Source organism: Rhodococcus sp. RDE2, from assembly GCF_020885655.1.
Taxonomy (GTDB): Bacteria; Actinomycetota; Actinomycetes; order Mycobacteriales; family Mycobacteriaceae; genus Rhodococcus; species Rhodococcus pyridinivorans.
The window spans coordinates 4,376,358-4,393,020 of sequence record NZ_AP025186.1 but is presented as its reverse complement, the minus strand read 5'-3'; the positions used below and the strand labels follow the sequence as shown (position 1 = coordinate 4,393,020).

The 16,663-nt window shown below is 64.7% G+C and carries 14 protein-coding genes; 9 read left to right on the top strand and 5 right to left on the bottom strand.

The features are described from left to right. Window positions 1-6: 6 nt before the first annotated feature. Window positions 7-2,367, bottom strand: coding sequence for a cytochrome P450/oxidoreductase (locus LPH33_RS20330; RefSeq protein ID WP_039585059.1), 2,361 nt, complete (start codon window positions 2,365-2,367; stop codon window positions 7-9). Between the two features lie 174 nt (window positions 2,368-2,541). Then, window positions 2,542-3,222 carry an IclR family transcriptional regulator gene (locus LPH33_RS20325; RefSeq protein WP_229565689.1) on the bottom strand — a complete coding sequence of 227 codons (681 nt, stop codon included), beginning with the start codon at window positions 3,220-3,222 and terminating at the stop codon, window positions 2,542-2,544. Window positions 3,223-3,736: 514 nt separating this feature from the next. Between LPH33_RS20325 and LPH33_RS20320 the strand changes: the two genes are divergently transcribed. From LPH33_RS20320 to LPH33_RS20305, 4 genes are all read left to right on the top strand, one after another. Then, window positions 3,737-5,266 (top strand): sugar transferase, encoded by a 1,530-nt coding sequence (locus LPH33_RS20320; RefSeq protein WP_229565687.1) that lies wholly within the window; start codon window positions 3,737-3,739, stop codon window positions 5,264-5,266. 124 nt (window positions 5,267-5,390) lie between these two features. Beyond that, complete coding sequence (gene bsh / locus LPH33_RS20315) at window positions 5,391-6,362, top strand: choloylglycine hydrolase (RefSeq protein ID WP_229565685.1); 972 nt, start codon at window positions 5,391-5,393, stop codon at window positions 6,360-6,362. A gap of 169 nt (window positions 6,363-6,531) precedes the next feature. Further along, window positions 6,532-7,596, top strand: a complete 1,065-nt coding sequence (locus tag LPH33_RS20310) for an MBL fold metallo-hydrolase (RefSeq protein WP_229565683.1) — start codon at window positions 6,532-6,534, stop codon at window positions 7,594-7,596. A 107-nt stretch (window positions 7,597-7,703) separates the two neighbouring features. After that, window positions 7,704-8,141: an SRPBCC family protein gene (locus LPH33_RS20305; RefSeq protein WP_219129453.1), complete on the top strand. Its 438-nt coding sequence runs from the start codon at window positions 7,704-7,706 to the stop codon at window positions 8,139-8,141. On the opposite strand, the gene LPH33_RS20300 is transcribed toward LPH33_RS20305, so the two are convergent. Then, complete coding sequence (locus tag LPH33_RS20300; RefSeq protein WP_229565682.1) at window positions 8,132-9,250, bottom strand: sensor histidine kinase; 1,119 nt, start codon at window positions 9,248-9,250, stop codon at window positions 8,132-8,134. The genes LPH33_RS20305 and LPH33_RS20300 overlap by 10 nt on opposite strands. Next, on the bottom strand, window positions 9,247-9,933 hold the full coding sequence (locus tag LPH33_RS20295; protein ID WP_308189514.1) for a response regulator transcription factor: 687 nt from the start codon (window positions 9,931-9,933) through the stop codon (window positions 9,247-9,249). The genes LPH33_RS20300 and LPH33_RS20295 overlap by 4 nt, the downstream gene beginning before the upstream one ends. A gap of 190 nt (window positions 9,934-10,123) precedes the next feature. Between LPH33_RS20295 and LPH33_RS20290 the strand changes: the two genes are divergently transcribed. From LPH33_RS20290 to LPH33_RS20270, 5 genes are all read left to right on the top strand, one after another. After that, window positions 10,124-10,783, top strand: coding sequence for a DUF305 domain-containing protein (locus tag LPH33_RS20290; RefSeq protein ID WP_229568422.1), 660 nt, complete (start codon window positions 10,124-10,126; stop codon window positions 10,781-10,783). A 48-nt stretch (window positions 10,784-10,831) separates the two neighbouring features. Continuing rightward, window positions 10,832-12,898, top strand: coding sequence for a heavy metal translocating P-type ATPase (locus tag LPH33_RS20285; protein WP_229565680.1), 2,067 nt, complete (start codon window positions 10,832-10,834; stop codon window positions 12,896-12,898). Between the two features lie 268 nt (window positions 12,899-13,166). Beyond that, on the top strand, window positions 13,167-14,606 hold the full coding sequence (locus tag LPH33_RS20280; protein WP_229565678.1) for a sugar transferase: 1,440 nt from the start codon (window positions 13,167-13,169) through the stop codon (window positions 14,604-14,606). Window positions 14,607-14,849: 243 nt separating this feature from the next. Further along, window positions 14,850-15,002, top strand: a complete 153-nt coding sequence (locus LPH33_RS20275) for a hypothetical protein (protein WP_162836411.1) — start codon at window positions 14,850-14,852, stop codon at window positions 15,000-15,002. A gap of 107 nt (window positions 15,003-15,109) precedes the next feature. Further along, a complete protein-coding gene (locus LPH33_RS20270; RefSeq protein WP_229565677.1) occupies window positions 15,110-16,030 on the top strand; it encodes an SDR family oxidoreductase in 921 nt (306 codons plus the stop codon). A 70-nt stretch (window positions 16,031-16,100) separates the two neighbouring features. Here LPH33_RS20270 and LPH33_RS20265 read toward each other — a convergent pair whose 3' ends face one another. Continuing rightward, window positions 16,101-16,478: a hypothetical protein gene (locus tag LPH33_RS20265; protein WP_229565675.1), complete on the bottom strand. Its 378-nt coding sequence runs from the start codon at window positions 16,476-16,478 to the stop codon at window positions 16,101-16,103. Window positions 16,479-16,663: the final 185 nt, after the last annotated feature.

The following is a 16,663-nucleotide window of genomic DNA, read 5'->3' as shown; positions in this document are numbered from 1 at the left end:
GCTGTGTCACAGCTGGAGGGTCAGCTTGTCGCCGCATGCGCGGGAGCAGCAGGTCATCATGGTTTTTCCGGCTGCGCGCTCGGCCTTGGTGAGGACCAGGTCGCGGTGGTCGACCTCGCCGTCGAGGACAGGTACCTCGCATGCGCCGCAGATGCCTTCCTCACAATCGCTCTGCGCGTCGATGTTGGCGGCTCGAAGTGCCTGGAGCACTGTCTGATCGGCAGCGACCGGGACGGTGATGCCGGAATCCTTCAGCACCACCTCGAAGCCGTGCTCCTTGGAGGGATCGAGTTCTTCGAGCGTGGAGGAGAAGTGTTCGACGTGCAGGGTGTCGTCCGGCCAATGTGCCGTGGCCTCACCGAGTGCGGAGAGCAGACGCTCGGGACCGCACGAGTACACCTGCGTGCCCTCTTCCGGGTCGGCGAAGAGAGCGGGAAGGTCCATGCGGGTACCTTCGTCGCCGGGATAGACCCGGACCCGATCTCCGTGGTCGCGGGCGAGACGGTCGAGAAATGCCATGGAGGTGCGTGAGCGGCCGGCGTAATGGATCTCGTAGTCGCCTCCGGCGGCCTTGACCTGATCGGCCATCGCGATCACCGGGGTGATGCCGATGCCGCCGGCGACGAAGACATACCGTTTCGCGTCGGGGTCGAGCTTGAAGTGGTTGCGGGGACCCCGTACCCGGAGCGTGTCGCCGACGGACAGTTCGGTGTGGATCCACCGGGATCCACCCCGGCTCTCTGTGTCGTGGAGGACGGCCACCTGAAAGGTGTTGCGGTCGTTAGGATCACCGCACAGTGAGTACTGGCGGGAGACGGTGCCGCAGTCGATGTCGATGTGCGACCCGGCGGACCATTTCGGAAGCGGTCGTCCGGAGGTATCCCGCAGGGTGATCAGGAGGATGTCGTCGGCGACGCGTTCGAGCCCGGAGACGGCCATCGTGCGAGCGATCGTGTTCTTCGACGGTTCGCCCATCTTGACCGGCTGCTGACGGGACAGCACCGTCGGATCGGTCCTCTCGGGGTTACGCGACGGATCCCAGCGAACCCACACGTGATCGGGTCCGCGGAACGAGGTGTTGGGCAGGTAGGTGAATTCCTGATCCGGGACCAGTTCCATGTGGGGCAGGCGACGGGTCAGTTCTTCCAGAAAGATCTGGATCTCCATGCGCGCGAGATTCTTTCCCATGCACTGGTGGCTGCCGTACCCGAAGGTGAGGTGGTCGCTGGCGTTGTCGCGCCGGATGTCGAAGTCGTCGGCCTGGTCGAAGTGGCGTTCGTCGTGGTTCGCGGACGAGTTGACGATCAGCAGTTTCGCCCCGGCAGGAATGGCGACACCGTTGATCGTGGTGTCCGCGGTGACGAGACGCCGCCACGCCGCTACCGATCCGGAATGACGCAGGCATTCTTCGACCGCGTTGGGGATCAGGCTCGGATCGGCGCAGATCTCTTCCCACACGTCGCGATGTTCGAGCAACAGCCGCAAGGCGTTCGCAGAGGCGTTGGCGGTCGTCTCGTGCGCGGCGACGATGCCGGCCATCATCATCGAGTGCAGGTAGGAGTCGGTGACGACGTCCGGCTGTTCCTGCTGAACGCGGATTCCGAAAGGCATCCAGCCGTGCCCGTCGGGATCCTTGCGCATCTTGTCGAGAACGGTGCCGGCGAACTGCCAGAACTTACCGACGGCATCGGCAACGGCGACCTGCTGCTCGGGAGCCGGTCGTCCCCACGTGTTGACGGTGTGTGCGATCGAGTACTCGCGCAGGGTGTCCATGTCCTCCTCGGGCACGCCGAGGAAGTGCAGGGCGACGGTGAGCGGGACTTCCCACAGCATCTCGTCGACGAGGTCGACGTGCCCGGCATCGATGAAACGATCGACGTATTCGCGGGTCAGTCGGCGCACCATCGGCTCGTGGTGGGCGAGCGCGGCGGGAGTGAACGGTTCCATCAGCGCGCGGCGTCGCGGCATGTGCGCCGGTTCGTCCTCGTTGACGAGGGTGCGGTTCATGGCATAGCCGTATCGGGCCAGAACAGCGTTCGCTTCGTCGGAGGTCGGGGTGATCTTCTCGAGGGCGATCGAGGGGGAGAACAGTTCGTTGTCGCGGAAAACGGCTTTGACGTCTTCGTAGCGAGTGACGACCCAGTAGCCGAGTTCGGGACTGTAGAAGACCGGTTCTTCGTCCCGGGACCAACGCAGAGATGCGGCCGGGTCCACCTGGTACGGCCCGGTGAAGGGATCGAACGATGCGGCGCGCGGGGAGACGGGGCAGCCGGTAGGGGAGGTGAAGGCGGTGTGGTCGATGGGGCAGCGGCTCTCCGCGGCGGGTTGCGGGGTGTCGAGGACGGTGCCGATCGACTGACTCGTCATGATGCTCTCCATCTGCGAACTGCGAATTTACTTTTATCGAACATATGTGTTCGTTGAACGCACATTCAGACGGTAACGGTGGTCACACTCGGCGTCAATGCCGGGGTTGGATCTCTGTGCTGAGGGCAAGAAAAGGACGCCCTCAGCGGGCGTCCTCGAGCGCGGCTGTACTGGTCAGGTATCGAGCAGGCTGTTGATCCGTGCGGCGGTCGCCACAACGGCGGTTGCCGCAATGTCGGTATCGAGACCTTCGATCGCGACGACGCCGACGCTCGCCTCGAATCCCATGCCCTCATGGTCGACGGGAGAGCGCACGCCGGCTGCCACGCCGACAGCGCCGTGTTCGAGTTCGCCGGTGGTGATGCTGAAGCCGTCCTCGCGTGCGCGTCGGATCGCGTCGGTGTCGGACTCCGATGCGGGGCGACCGGCAAGGATGGCGATACCGGCCGCGCCCTTGGACACGGGATGTCTGGTGCCGACTCGGTAGCCCACTCGGAGGATGCCCGAATCGGGTTCGGCCACCGCGATCACTACGCACTCGTCGCCCTCGAGGGTCGACAGGAAAGCAGTGGCCGATGTCTGCTGAGCCAGGTCTCGCAGGAGCGGTTGCGTCACCTCGCGCAAGCGGGGACGGAAGCGCGAACCGAGTAGTGCGGCTCCCACTGCCAATCTGATCCGGCCGTCATGCATTCGGGCTACGAGCCAGTGTGCTTCGAGAGTCGCGACGATTCGATAGCCGATGGCCCGAGCGACCTCCAGTTCGGCCGAGAGTTCCGCGATCGAGATTCCCCCTGGTCGCTGCGACACGATGTCCAGCGCGCGTAGACCGCGATCAAGGGTCTGGAGGGTGCTCAACAGGTCTCCTCGGGGCTCTCGCTAGCGATACCGAAGCCTATCCCGACCACATCTCCGGCTATCGGCATGGCGGTCGGGTTGCGCGGGCCGCGTGGTGTCCTCACCACCTGGCAGGGGGCGCTTGATGTTTCGGAAACTCGAAGTAACACTATTCGGCGCCCGGCTCTCGTCGATCTCGGGAAATCGATCGGGTCCCGGGTTGGAAAGAACGTCACATAAACGTGATTATCATCACTTCTCGTATTCCCATCGTTCGGACTACGACCAGGTAGATGCACTCGAAGACCAAGGGATTCAACCGAACACACGACACGATCCCATGACCGGCTACCGAACAGGGTCTGGATTTCCCGGCTGATCTGCGACAAGACTTCGATTCACACGTAACGCTCAGTTATTTCTCAGGGATAGTTCGGGTAACGCTCGCTCGAGTCCGGTTCCAGCGCCGGGGCCGGATTCGTCGGGAAATAGTTTTGTCTCGGGGAGGAGGCACATTCATGGGGAGGACTGCGGGATGACGACGGTCGATGATCGAGGGCTCGACCCGTCCGACGCTCCGCGGCGCGCACCTGACCGTGCGCCCGCGGACGCGTCGCCCGGCACCGGTGTCAACCGGTGGAAGTGGCAGAACGTGTACGTGAAGAGGCTGTGCCTCACGGACGCGATCACCGTGGTCCTCTCCGTGATCCTGGCGCAGACCGTCCGCTTCGGCTACGAGGATCTACTCCGCGCCGGAGGTGGCGGTCAGCTCGATTACACGGTGGTATCTGCCGGCCTCATCGTGGCCTGGCTGGGCGCGCTGAGCGTCTTCCGTACGCGGTCGCGTCGCGTGATCGGTGCCGGCTACGACGAGTATCAGCGGGTCATCTCGGCGACGCTCGCCGTGTTCGGCACCATCGCCATCATCGCGCTCATCACCAACCAGCAGATCGCGCGTGGCTTCCTTGCTATCGCTCTGCCGGTGGGTCTTGCCGGTTTGCTGTTGTCTCGGTGGGTGTGGCGGAAGGTCATCGCGCGCAAGCGTGCTCGCGGTGAGTTCCAGACCTCGGTGCTGGTGGTCGGTGGTGCTCGGGCGGTGCGGCACATGGCTCGCACCTTTGCCCGTCAGGACGGGGAAGGCTATTGCGTCGTCGGCGTGTGCGTGCCGCGTTATTCGGGTGCGCCAGGTGATGTGATCGATGTCGACGGCCGGGAGATCACCGTCTACGGCGACGAACACTCCGTCGTCGAAGCGCTCGAGCTGTCGGGGGCGGACACAGTGGTGGTCACCGCCACCGAAACCCTGGGCAGCGACGGTTTGCACGATCTGGTCTGGCAGCTCGAGCCGCTCGACACCGACCTGGTCGTCGCTACGGGTGTGGTGGATGTGGCGGGTCCGCGGATCGAGATGCGCCCGGTGGCCGGTCTGCCGTTGATCCATGTGGAGAAGCCGAGCTATCACGGGGCGAAGCGGTCGGGGAAGCGGATCTTCGATCTGGTCTTCGCCGGCGCAGCGCTGGTGGCCTTGGCTCCGGTGTTCGCGGTCGTCGCCTTGCTGATCAAGCTCGAGGATCGGGGTCCGATCTTCTACAAGGCCGAGCGCATCGGCATCGATGGCACGCCGTTCGGGATGATCAAGTTCCGGTCGATGGTCACCAACGCCGACAAGATGGTCGACACGTTGCTGGCGCAGAACGAGGGTGCCGGTCCGTTGTTCAAGATGAAGGACGACCCCCGCGTCACCCGTATCGGCAAGATCATGCGCCGGTTCAGCATCGACGAGTTGCCGCAGTTCCTCAATGTCATTCGTGGCGAGATGAGCGTGGTCGGTCCGCGTCCGCCGTTGCGGCGTGAGGTCGAGGCCTACGACGGTCGGGTCAAGCGTCGCCTGCTGGTGCGCCCGGGTGTCACGGGCCTGTGGCAGGTCAGTGGTCGCTCGGATCTGTCGTGGGACGAGTCGGTGCGCCTGGATCTGTCGTATGTGGAGAACTGGTCGATGGTGAGCGATGTGCTGATCATCGGCAAGACCGTCAAGGCGGTCCTCGCCAGCGACGGCGCCTACTGAGCAAGCGCGAGGAGAACGGCCTCGGAGTTCTACTCCGGGGCCGTTCTCGTATGCGTACCGGCCGAACCGCCATAAGTCCACGAATATGCCGATACCGTGGATGAAACAGTTCGGAGGTAGCCGCATGTGCACAGCCGCCAACTACACGGCCAAGGACCACTACTTCGGCCGGAATCTCGATCTCGAATACTCCTACCGGGAAGCGGTGACGGTAACGCCGCGGAACTTTCCGTTCGAGTTCCGCAGGGTGCCGCCACTGAAGACGCATCACGCCATGATCGGCATGGCGACGGTAGCCGATGGTTATCCGCTCTACTACGACGCGACCAGCGAGAAGGGCTTGAGCATGGCGGGGCTGAACTTCCCCGACAATGCCGACTACAAGCCCGTTTCGGAGGACGGGACGAATGTCGCGTCGTTCGAGTTCATTCCCTGGGTGCTCGGGCAGTTCGAGACCGTCGCGCAGGTGCGGGACGCGCTTGCGGACGTGCGCATCGTCGACATTGCGTTCAGTGAGGAGTTCCCGCCGTCCCCGCTGCACTGGATCATTTCCGACCGGGACGAGTCCATTACCGTCGAATCCGTCGCCGAGGGCTTGAAGGTCCACGACAACCCGATCCAGGTCCTCACGAACAATCCGACCTTCGACATCCAGTTGTTCAACATCAACAACTACATGAGTCTGTCGGTCGATCCACCCGAGCCGCGCTTCTCGAAGGAGATCCCCTTCGATACCTACAGTCGCGGCCTCGGTGCTGTGGGGTTGCCGGGAGACCTGTCGTCGATGTCGCGCTTCGTCAAGGCCGCCTTCACCAAGGTGAATTCGGTGTCGGGCGACTCGGAGTCCGAGGCGATCAGCCAGTTCTTCCACATCCTCGGTTCTGTGGAACAGCAGCGGGGATGTGTTCGGCTCGACGACAAGTACGAGATCACCATCTACTCGTCGTGCTGTAACACCCACAGGGGCATCTACTACTACCGCACCTACGAGAACAGTCAGATCACCGGTGTGGACATGCACAAAGAGGATCTCGACGGGAGCGAACTGGCGTCGTATCCGCTGGTGAAGAGCCAGCAGGTCCTCATGCAGAACTGACCGCAGCTCGATCGGAACGGCCTCGGGGTTTCGACTCCGGGGCCGTTCTCGATCTCCGACACCCAACCGTGATTTGACTTTCCGCTGTGATGACCCGCACAGTATGTACGCACAGCGTTCGTGACGTACGCAGTGCGTACAGTTCTGATTCTCTCGGAAGGAACCTCCGGTGTCACGACGCTCATTCGAATTCGGCCGACTCCGCACTGCGGCAGTAGTGGGGTCGGGTGTTCTCGCGCTCGCGCTCGCCCTCGCAGGCTGCAGCACCGGAGAATCCGCTGCTCAGGACACGGTCCAAGAAACGACGGTCTCGGACGGCTCTGCCTCGGACTCTGCCCACCCCGCGGCCGACGCTCCCGCCGAGGGAGAGATGCGCGTGACGCTGCTCGGCACGGGCAGCCCGGTGCCGAGCACCGAGCGCTACGGCATGTCCACGCTGGTTCAGGCCAACGGCCTGAACCTCGTCTTCGATGCGGGACGCGGAGCCACAGTCCGCCTGACGCAGGCCGGCGTTCCGGTCGGTCAGGTCGACGCCGTCTTCCTCACCCACTTCCACTCCGACCACATCAACGGTCTGTCCGACCTCTGGATGAGCAGCTACGTCCCGGCACTCGGTGGGCGCGAGGGCGCCTTCCAGCTCTACGGACCCGTCGGCGTCCGGAACATCGGCGACGGAATGCAGAGCACCTACCGCAACGACATCGACGTGCGCGTCGCGGACAAGGAAGTCGATCCCGCGACCACGCCGATCGAATCGCACGAGTTCGCAGAAGACGGTGTCGTCTTCGACCAGGACGGCGTCACCGTCACGATGTTCACCGTGGAGCACGATCCGGTCGGTGCGATCCAGCCGGCGGTCGGCTATCGCGTCGACTATGCGGGCAAGTCGGTGCTCATCAGCGGCGACACCGTTCCCACCGAGAACGTCCTGAAGTTCGGTGAAGGCGTCGACGTGCTGGTGCACGAGGTCGCCGACTTCGAGGATCCGTCGGCGCTCCCCAGCGTGTACGCGCATCACACGAACCCGCAGCAGGCAGGCGACATCTTCGAGCAGACCCAGCCGAAGATGGCGGTCTACAGCCACATCGTCAACGGCATCCCCGGCCGCGTCCCCGGCATCTCGGATGAGATGCTCGTCGAACGCACCCGCGAGAACTACGACGGCCCGCTGACCGTCGGCAGCGACCTGATGACCTTCCTCATCACCGGCGATGAGGTGCGCGTCGACAGCTGATCGACAGCACGGACCGAACCCCGCCGGCACCATCGGCGGGGTTTCGCCGTGCGGTATCCGGGGGCATCTGGTCCCTGTACCGCGTTTCCCGACGAGGAGGATCCGACATGGCGGCCAGCGTCTCCGACCGTTTCGACATCGACGCCACACCCGAGCAGGTGATGCGCGCCCTCGAGGATGTCGAGCGCATCCCCGAGTGGTCGTCGGCCCACAAGAGCGTCGAGGTACTCACCCGGGACGACGACGGCCGGCCGCTCCGGATCCGCATGACCCTGTCGCTGCTCGGCTTCTCCGACACCCAGACGATCGAGCATTCGTGGACAGAGAGTTCGACGTCGTGGACTCTCGTCGAGAGCTCCATGCAGCGCAGCCAGGACGGCGAGTACGCACTCGAACCGACCGAGCGCGGCACGCGAGTGCACGTCACCATGTCGCTCGAACCGAAGGTCCCGGTTCCCGGCTTCGTGCTCAAGCGCGGCCAGAAGCATGCGGTCGAAGCGGTCCGGAAGGGGCTGACCGAGTTCGTCCTGTCCAATTACGCCTGACTCGCCGTCGGCAGTTCCAGAGTGAACCGGGCTCCGCAGCCCGGTCCGTCACTGTGCGCGTGGATGCGACCATCGTGGGCTTCGACGAGTGCCCGCGCGATCGTCAGGCCGATGCCGCTGCCGCCGTGATTCCGGTCGCGGGCGGTGTCCGCGCGGTAGAACCGGTCGAAGAGGTGGTCGAGGTGATCGGGCGCGATGCCGGCGCCCGTGTCGGTCACGGTGATCTCCGTTCGGCCGCGGCCCAGGATGCGAGTGGCGACGGTGACGTTTCCTCCTGCCGGTGTGTGCCGTAGGGCGTTGTCCAGCAGGTTCGCCAGCACCTGTCCGAGCCGGTCGGGATCGACCGTCACCGGCGCAGATTCGACGACCTCGGCCTGCAACGTCACGCCTTTGCCGTCGTACTGCTCGCGCACCGCGTCGACCGCCGTGGCGACGAGGGTGCCGGTGGTAGTGGGCACCCGATGGATGCGGGTGAGGTGCTCTTCCGCCCGGGAGACCGCGGTGATGTCCTGTGCCAGGCGGTTCAGCCGGTGGGTGGCGGCTCGCAGAATCTGCCGGGTGTCGTCGTCGAGAGTGCGGACGCCGTCCTCGAGTGCTTCCAGATAGGAATCGAGTGTGGCGATGGGTGTGCGCATTTCGTGCCCGAGGTCGGCGAGCATTCTGCGCCTTGTGATTTCGGTGGCTTCGAGGCATCGTGCCAGCTCGTTGAAACTGGTTGCCAGTTCGTCGAATTCGTGGCCGAGGTCGGGGCTGGGGACGCGGGTGTCGTAGCGACCTCCGGCGATCTGCGCGGTAGAGGTGGTCACCGTATCGAGCGAACGCTGGATACGACGCGCGATGTACCAACTGACCGCCGAGGCCAACAGCACTGCGATCGCGACCGCCAGACCCCACGCGAGGACGATGGCCCAGGTGAAGGCTTCTTCGACGTGGGCGGCCTGGCTCGAATCGTGATCGATCCCCGCTTGTCCGAGATGGTCGTGGAAGATCCCGGGAGCGAGAGCGGACGCGACGAGCCATGCGCTGACGGCACATCCGACGACGACGGCGACGAGCGCGAGGAACAGGCGGGTGCCGAAACTCGTCGCGCTGGGGGAGCCGGACGTCATCGCCCTGTTCCCATCCGGTAGCCGACGCCCCGCACGGTGCGCACGAAACGTCCCTGGTTCGCGTCGTCGCCGAGTTTGCGACGCAGATGCCCGATGTGCACATCCACGAGGTGGTCGTCACCGACCCAATTCTGCCCCCAGACGGCCGCGATGAGCTGAGCGCGGGTGAACACGACTCCCGGGTCCTGCGCCAGGGCAGCGAGGACGTCGAACTCGGTGCGGGTGAGTGCGACCGGCGTGCCGCGCACGGCGACCTCCCGTCCGTCGACGTCGAGGGACAGCTCCCCGAACGTCCGCGCCTCCCGCCTCGCGGACGCTACGACCCGCGCGGTGGTCCGGGGACGACGCAGCATCGCTTGGATGCGGGCCATGAGTTCGCGCGGGCTGAACGGCTTCGTCAGGTAGTCGTCTGCCCCGACGGACAGGCCGATCAGGGTGTCGACTTCCTCGGTGCGCGCGGTGAGCATCACGACGTACGCGTCGGAGAAGGTTCGCAGCTGCCGGCACACCTCGACACCGTCGAGTCCGGGTAGGCCGAGGTCGAGCACCAGGATGTCGGGGTCGACCTGCCGCGCGAGGGTCACGGCCTCGGATCCGTCGCCGGTGATCGTCACGTCGAAGCCGTCGCGTTCGAGATACGAACCCACCAGCTTCGCCAACGACCCCTCGTCCTCGACGACCATGGCTCGCATCCGGGCGGTCGAGCTCGGGACGGGTGCGGATCCGCCGGAAGGTCCCGTCACACGGGCAGAAGAAGGCATGGGATCCATCATCGTCACCCGCAGAGGTGCTGACGATGCGCCCGCAGATCTTGAGCAAATCTTCATGCGATCTCCATCGGATCCCGGGAGTACACCCGCGAGGGTGGACATCATGAACAAGAAGACTCTGGCTGCCGGTGCGATCGCGCTGGCGGTGACGTTCGCAGCGTCGGGGTGCAGTGATTCCGGTGGCGACGAAGCAACCACGGCGACCGCCACTTCGGCCCCGACATCCGCCGAGGCGAACTCCGCGCGGTTCGACCAGGACGATGTGATGTTCTCGCGCATGATGATCCCGCACCATGCGCAGGCCATCGAGATGAGCGACATGCTGCTGGCAAAGGACGGCATCCCGGAGCCGGTGAGGGCGCTGGCCGAGCAGATCAAGGCAGAGCAACAACCCGAGATCGAGCAGTTCGAGGCATGGCTCGAGGAATGGGGCATGCCCATGCGCGGTGACGACGCTCCTGGAATGAACGGCCACATGTCCGGCATGCCATCTGTCTCGGACATGCCGGGTATGGACGACATGCCGCACATGGACGGGATGATGAGCGAGCAGGACATGCAGGCACTGTCCGACGCGCAGGGTGTCGACGCGGCCCGCCTGTTCCTGGAGCAGATGATCGTCCACCATGAGGGAGCGATCGAGATGGCGCAGGACGAGATCGAGGACGGGCAGTATCCCGAGACCGTCGAGCTGGCCCGCACCATCGCCGACACGCAGCAGAAGGAAATCGACACGATGCGTCAGTTGTTGACCACTCTGTAGCCGATCCGCGTCGTAGGTTCGTCCCGTCGGCCGAGTCAGGAGCTGTCGATGTCCCAGCAGGTGCACGAACACACGCACGAGCACGAGCACGCCGGTCACGATCGTCACGCGGGACACGGCGCCCACGGCGAGATGTTCCGGCGACGGTTCTGGGTCAGTCTGATCCTGTCGGTGCCGGTCGTGGTCTTCAGCCACATGGTCGCCGAGCTCTTCGGCTACCACCTCCCGGATGTTCCGGGTGTCGAGTGGATCCCACCGGTGCTGGGCACCGTCATCTTCTTCTATGGCGGCGTGCCGTTCCTGACCGGAGGCTGGGCCGAACTGCGTTCCCGCCAACCGGGGATGATGCTGCTGATCGCGATGGCGATCACGGTGGCCTTCGTCGCGTCGTGGGCCACGACTCTCGAGGTCGGCGGTTTCGACCTGGACTTCTGGTGGGAATTGGCGCTGCTGATCGTCATCATGCTGCTCGGTCACTGGCTCGAGATGCGGGCGCTGGGTTCGGCGTCCGGTGCACTCGAAGCACTGGCCGCGATGTTGCCGGACACCGCAGAGAAGGTCACCGACGATGGTGTCGTCGAGGTGCCGTTGCACGAAGTGTTCCTCGACGATGTGGTGCTCGTGCGTGCCGGAGCGCGCGTGCCCGCCGACGGCGCCGTCATCGACGGGACCGCCGAGGTCGACGAGTCGATGGTCACCGGTGAATCCAAGACCGTCACCCGCGACGTCGGCGACACGGTGGTCGCGGGCACCGTCGCCACCGACAGCGCGCTGCGGGTGCGGATCACGGCGGTGGGGGAGGACACCGCGTTGGCCGGCATCCAGCGCATGGTCGCCGATGCCCAGGCGTCCTCGTCCCGCGCGCAAGCGCTGGCGGATCGCGCCGCGGCCTTCCTCTTCTATTTCGCCGCAATCTCGGGTGCTCTCACCTTTGTCGTGTGGACGTTGCTCGGCAATCTCGACGAAGCCGTGGTGCGTACCGTGACCGTCTTGGTCATCGCCTGTCCCCATGCGCTGGGTCTGGCGATTCCGCTGGTGATCGCGATCTCGACCGAACGCGCGGCTCGCGCGGGTGTGCTCGTCAAGGATCGGCTGGCACTCGAACGCATGCGCACCGTCGACGCAGTGTTGTTCGACAAGACCGGCACCCTCACGCAGGGCAAGCATCAGGTCACCGGTGTCGTCGCGACGGCGGGAATCGACGAGGAACATCTGCTCGCCCTGGCAGCTGCGGTCGAAGCCGACAGTGAGCACCCGGTCGCGCGAGCCATCGTCGCCGCCGCCGATGCCCGCGTCCCGTCGGCCGAGCGGATGGCGGTGACGGACTTCCGCTCGTTGCCCGGCCGCGGCGTGCGCGGACTGGTCGACGGTGTGGAGGTGACGATCGGCGGACCGTCCATGCTGTCGTCCCTGCAGTTGTCGGTGCCCGACGACGTCGCCGCGGTCACTGACGGATGGGTGCGACGTGGTGCATCGGTGCTGCACGTTGCCTCCGACGGTCGGGTGCTCGGCGCGGTGGCGCTCGAGGACACCGTGCGCGACGAATCGCGGCAGGCCGTCGACGCCCTGCATGCGCGGGGCGTGAAGGTCGCGATGATCACCGGTGATGCCCAGCAGGTGGCCGACGCCGTGGCCGCCGATCTCGGCATCGACGAAGTGTTCGCGGAAGTGCTCCCGGAACACAAGGACGCGAAGGTCGCCGAATTACAGAAGCGCGGGCACACCGTCGCAATGGTCGGCGACGGGGTCAACGACGCGCCTGCCCTCGCGCGAGCCGACGTCGGTATCGCGATCGGAGCGGGCACGGACGTCGCGATCGAGTCGGCCGGTGTCGTCCTCGCCGCGAACGATCCGCGAGCAGTGCTGTCGATCATCAAGCTCTCGCACGCGAGTTACCGCAAGATGTGGCAGAACCTGCTGTGGGCAACCGGATACAACGTCGTCGCCGTTCCGTTGGCGGCCGGTGTGCTGGCCTTCGCCGGTATCGCGATCTCGCCGGCCGTGGCCGCGGTGCTCATGTCGGCGTCGACGATCGTCGTCGCGCTCAACGCGCAGACGCTCAGGCGCCTCGATCTCGACCCCGGGCACGCTACCGACGGACGAGTTTCCCGATAACTTCTCTTTTGTTGACGCGCGCGAGCGACACTTCTGTGAGACGATCTCAATCGCATAACGTATCGGAGTCGCTACGGAGGACGCGGCTTCGATATACGGGGTTGTCGACGTCCGAGTGCAGGGAGGTGCTCGAGCGTCGAAGCGTCTCGGGGAGGAGACACACTATGAGGGTTCTTCCGTCATGACCACAGTTCGTCACACGAACGACGATGCTGCACATGACCTTTCGCTTATCGACACCAGTACCGGCGCTCCGGCCGGTGCTCGGATGTCCACCAGATGGGGATGGCAGAAGTCCTACGTCAACACTCTGTTCGTCACCGACGCTCTGGTCGTCGTGCTGGCCATTGCGCTCGCGCATGTGATGCGGTTCGGGCAGGATTCGCTCGTCACCATGGACGGCGTCGGAACGCTGAGTTACACGCTGATCTCCGTTGCGTTCGGCGCGGCGTGGATCGCATTCCTTTCCCTGTTCCGTACCCGCTCCAGGCGGGTCATCGGCGCCGGCTTCGAGGAATACCAGCGCGTCGTTTCGGCGACGCTCAATCTTTTCGGCCTCGTTGCCATCGTGGCGCTCATCTTCCGGATGGAGCTTGCGCGCGGCTATCTCGCCATCGCTCTGCCCGTGGGTCTCGCGGGACTGCTGTTCTTCCGGTGGGTTTGGCGACGAGCTGTCGCACGTCGGCGCCGGAAGGGTGAGTTCACGACGTCGGTGCTGGTGGTGGGTGGCGCTCGCGCAGTTCGCCACATGGCCGGCACGTTCCAGCGCCGCAGTGGTGAGGGTTATCGCGTGGTGGGCGTGTGCGTGCCGCGGTATTCCGGTGTGCCGGGCGAGAGTATCGATGTGGACGGACGGAAGATCCCGATCCACGGCGACGAGAGCACCGTCGTCGAAGCGTTGCGTGCTTCGGGTGCCGACACCGTCGCGGTGACCGCCACCGAGACCCTCGGCCACGAAGGCATCCGCGACCTGCTGTGGCAGCTCGAACCCGAGCGCGCCGATCTGGTGGTGGCGACGGGCGTCGTCGATGTCGCCGGCCCGCGCATCGAGATGCGCCCGGTTGCCGGGTTGCCACTGATCCATGTGGAGAAGCCGAGCTATCACGGTGCGAAGCGCAGCGGGAAGCGTCTGTTCGACCTCGCGTTCTCGCTCGGCGCCCTGCTCGCGCTGGCCCCGGTCTTCGCTCTGGTCGCTCTGCTGATCAAGCTCGAGGACGGCGGCCCGATCTTCTACAAGTCCGAGCGCATCGGACTCGACGGAACTCCGTTCGGAATGATCAAGTTCCGGTCGATGGTGCAGAATGCCGACAAGTTGGTCGACAAGTTGCTCGATCAGAACGAGGGTGCCGGCCTGCTGTTCAAGATGAGGGAGGATCCGCGCGTCACCCGTGTGGGTCGGGTCCTGCGTCGGTTCAGCATCGACGAGTTGCCGCAGTTCATCAACGTCGTGCGTGGGGAGATGAGCGTGGTGGGTCCGCGCCCGCCGTTGCGTCGCGAGGTCGAGAGTTATGACGGCCGGGTCAAGCGTCGTCTGCTGGTGCGTCCCGGTGTGACGGGCCTCTGGCAGGTCAGTGGCCGTTCGGATCTGTCGTGGGACGAGTCGGTGCGTCTGGACCTGTCGTATGTGGAGAACTGGTCCATGGTCTCCGACGTGCTGATCATCATGAAGACCGTGAAGGCGGTCGTCGCCAGCGAAGGCGCGTACTGACCTTCGATCGAGCGATTCTCGCCCCAAGATCAACTTCACGGTAGTGTCTCAGGCTGTCGCCGTCCCCTGCACGGTGACATCGGACCCCGCCGGAAGGTTACTCGCATGGCCTTCCGGCGGGGTCTCTGCGTCTCCGGATTTTCCCAGTGGGCGGGGCGCATCTGATTGCCGAGGCGGGGTGAATTCACGGGTGAGTTCTTACTCACGGGTAACATTCTGGTCCGGCGAACCGTTGTTCGACATGTGAACTGGGTTTTTGTGCTGCTCGTCTCGTGGCTGGTGCTATCCGTCGCCGTCGCTGTGGTCTTCGGTCTGGTCGTTCGTGCCCGCGACGAACGTGAGCTCCCGCCGCCGCTCGACGAGGACGGTGAGGACGATATCCGTGACGTCGGATAGCCGCTCACCTCGCAGATGACCGAGTTTGCGACGGGTCCGTGACGGGAAGCCGATTTGCGACGAGCTTTCACGCAACTCGGAAACCATCGACTCGCAGGACGGTACTCGTGGCTGAGCAAGACGTGCACACCAATAAGACCGATCAACTGAAGTTGCAGGATCCGACTACTCGCTATCCGTCCATCTCGCCGCCGAAGCAGGACCAGCCCGAGCCTGGTCTCGACGCCGACATGGTGCCCAAGGCAGACATCGGCGAGTTCTCGTACCGAGGCACGGGCAGGCTCGAAGGACGCAAGGCACTGATCACCGGTGGGGACTCGGGCATCGGCGCTGCTACTGCCATCGCCTTCGCGCGGGAGGGTGCCGACGTCGCGATCTCGTACCTGCCGGATGAGGAACCCGACGCAAAGAACGTCGCTCGCATCATCAGCGAGAGCGGCCGTAAGGCGATCACGCTTCCCGGTGATCTGACGGATGCCTCGTTCTGCTCCGACGTCGTGAATCAGGCGGTCGAACAGCTCGGCGGATTGGACATCCTCGTCAACAACGCCGGCAAGCAGATTGCGGTCGAAGGGTTGGATGATCTTCCCGACGATCAGCTCGAGCAGACCTTCCAGGTGAACATCCTTGCGATGTTCCGCACCACGCGCGCGGCGTTGAAGCACCTGCAGCCGGGTTCGACGATCATCAACACCACGTCGATTGTGGCGTACCAGCCGTCGCCGGCGTTGATCGACTACTCGTCGACGAAGGCTGCGATCAACAACTTCACGAAGAACATGGCGACCCAGCTGGCGGAGAAGGGCATCCGCGTGAATGCGGTTGCGCCCGGACCGATCTGGACGCCCCTCCAACCGTCGGACGGTCAGCCGAAGGAAGAGCTGCCCGAGTTCGGGCAGAACACCCCACTCGGACGTGCGGGGCAGCCGACCGAGTTGGCGCCGGCCTACGTGTTCTTGGCGTCGCCTGAGTCCAGTTATGTAGTGGGCGCGACGATCCACGTCAACGGCGGGATGCCGTCGCCGTAGAACGAGCCGTAATCAACGAGTCGTGCGCGCCAGTGAATCTCCACTGGCGCGCACGACTCGTTCTGGAGTTTCAGACTGCGCTGGATGCAGCGTGCCGGTAAGTGCTTCCCCGGGCTGTCGAGATCGGCACGACAGAAGCAACGTCGGCCGACGTTTCCGCCAGCGCTGCGAGGATCTGCTCGGGGCCGGCGCATGTGCTTGCGCATGTGATCCCACGAGCACGGAGCTTCTGAAGAATGAGAGCTTCGACGGCGGTGCAGTAGCCGTCGAGGATGTCCTCGGTGAGGATCGCGTAGTCCACTTCGCCTTCGAAAGCGGTGGTGGTCTCGATGCCTGCGAGGTCGAGGCGCTCCCGCAACTCTGTCCACCGGTCGAGTGCGACAGCGTTTGAGGGAGTGCCGAGGAAAAGTACCCGTGCCGGTCGGTCCGAAAGCGATGATGTCGTCACAGGCTGCTCCAGGGTGCGAGTAGGTCAGGTGAAACCGAATTGCCACTCCCGGTAGGGAGTTACACCTTCACCTGCGAAATGTGGTGTTTCACACTGTGTACAGCACCCGTTCACGCGCCGCTACCCAGGCAACCATCAGGAAACCCGAATGTGACAGAAGTGGTTACGATTCCGCCCGGGCGCTT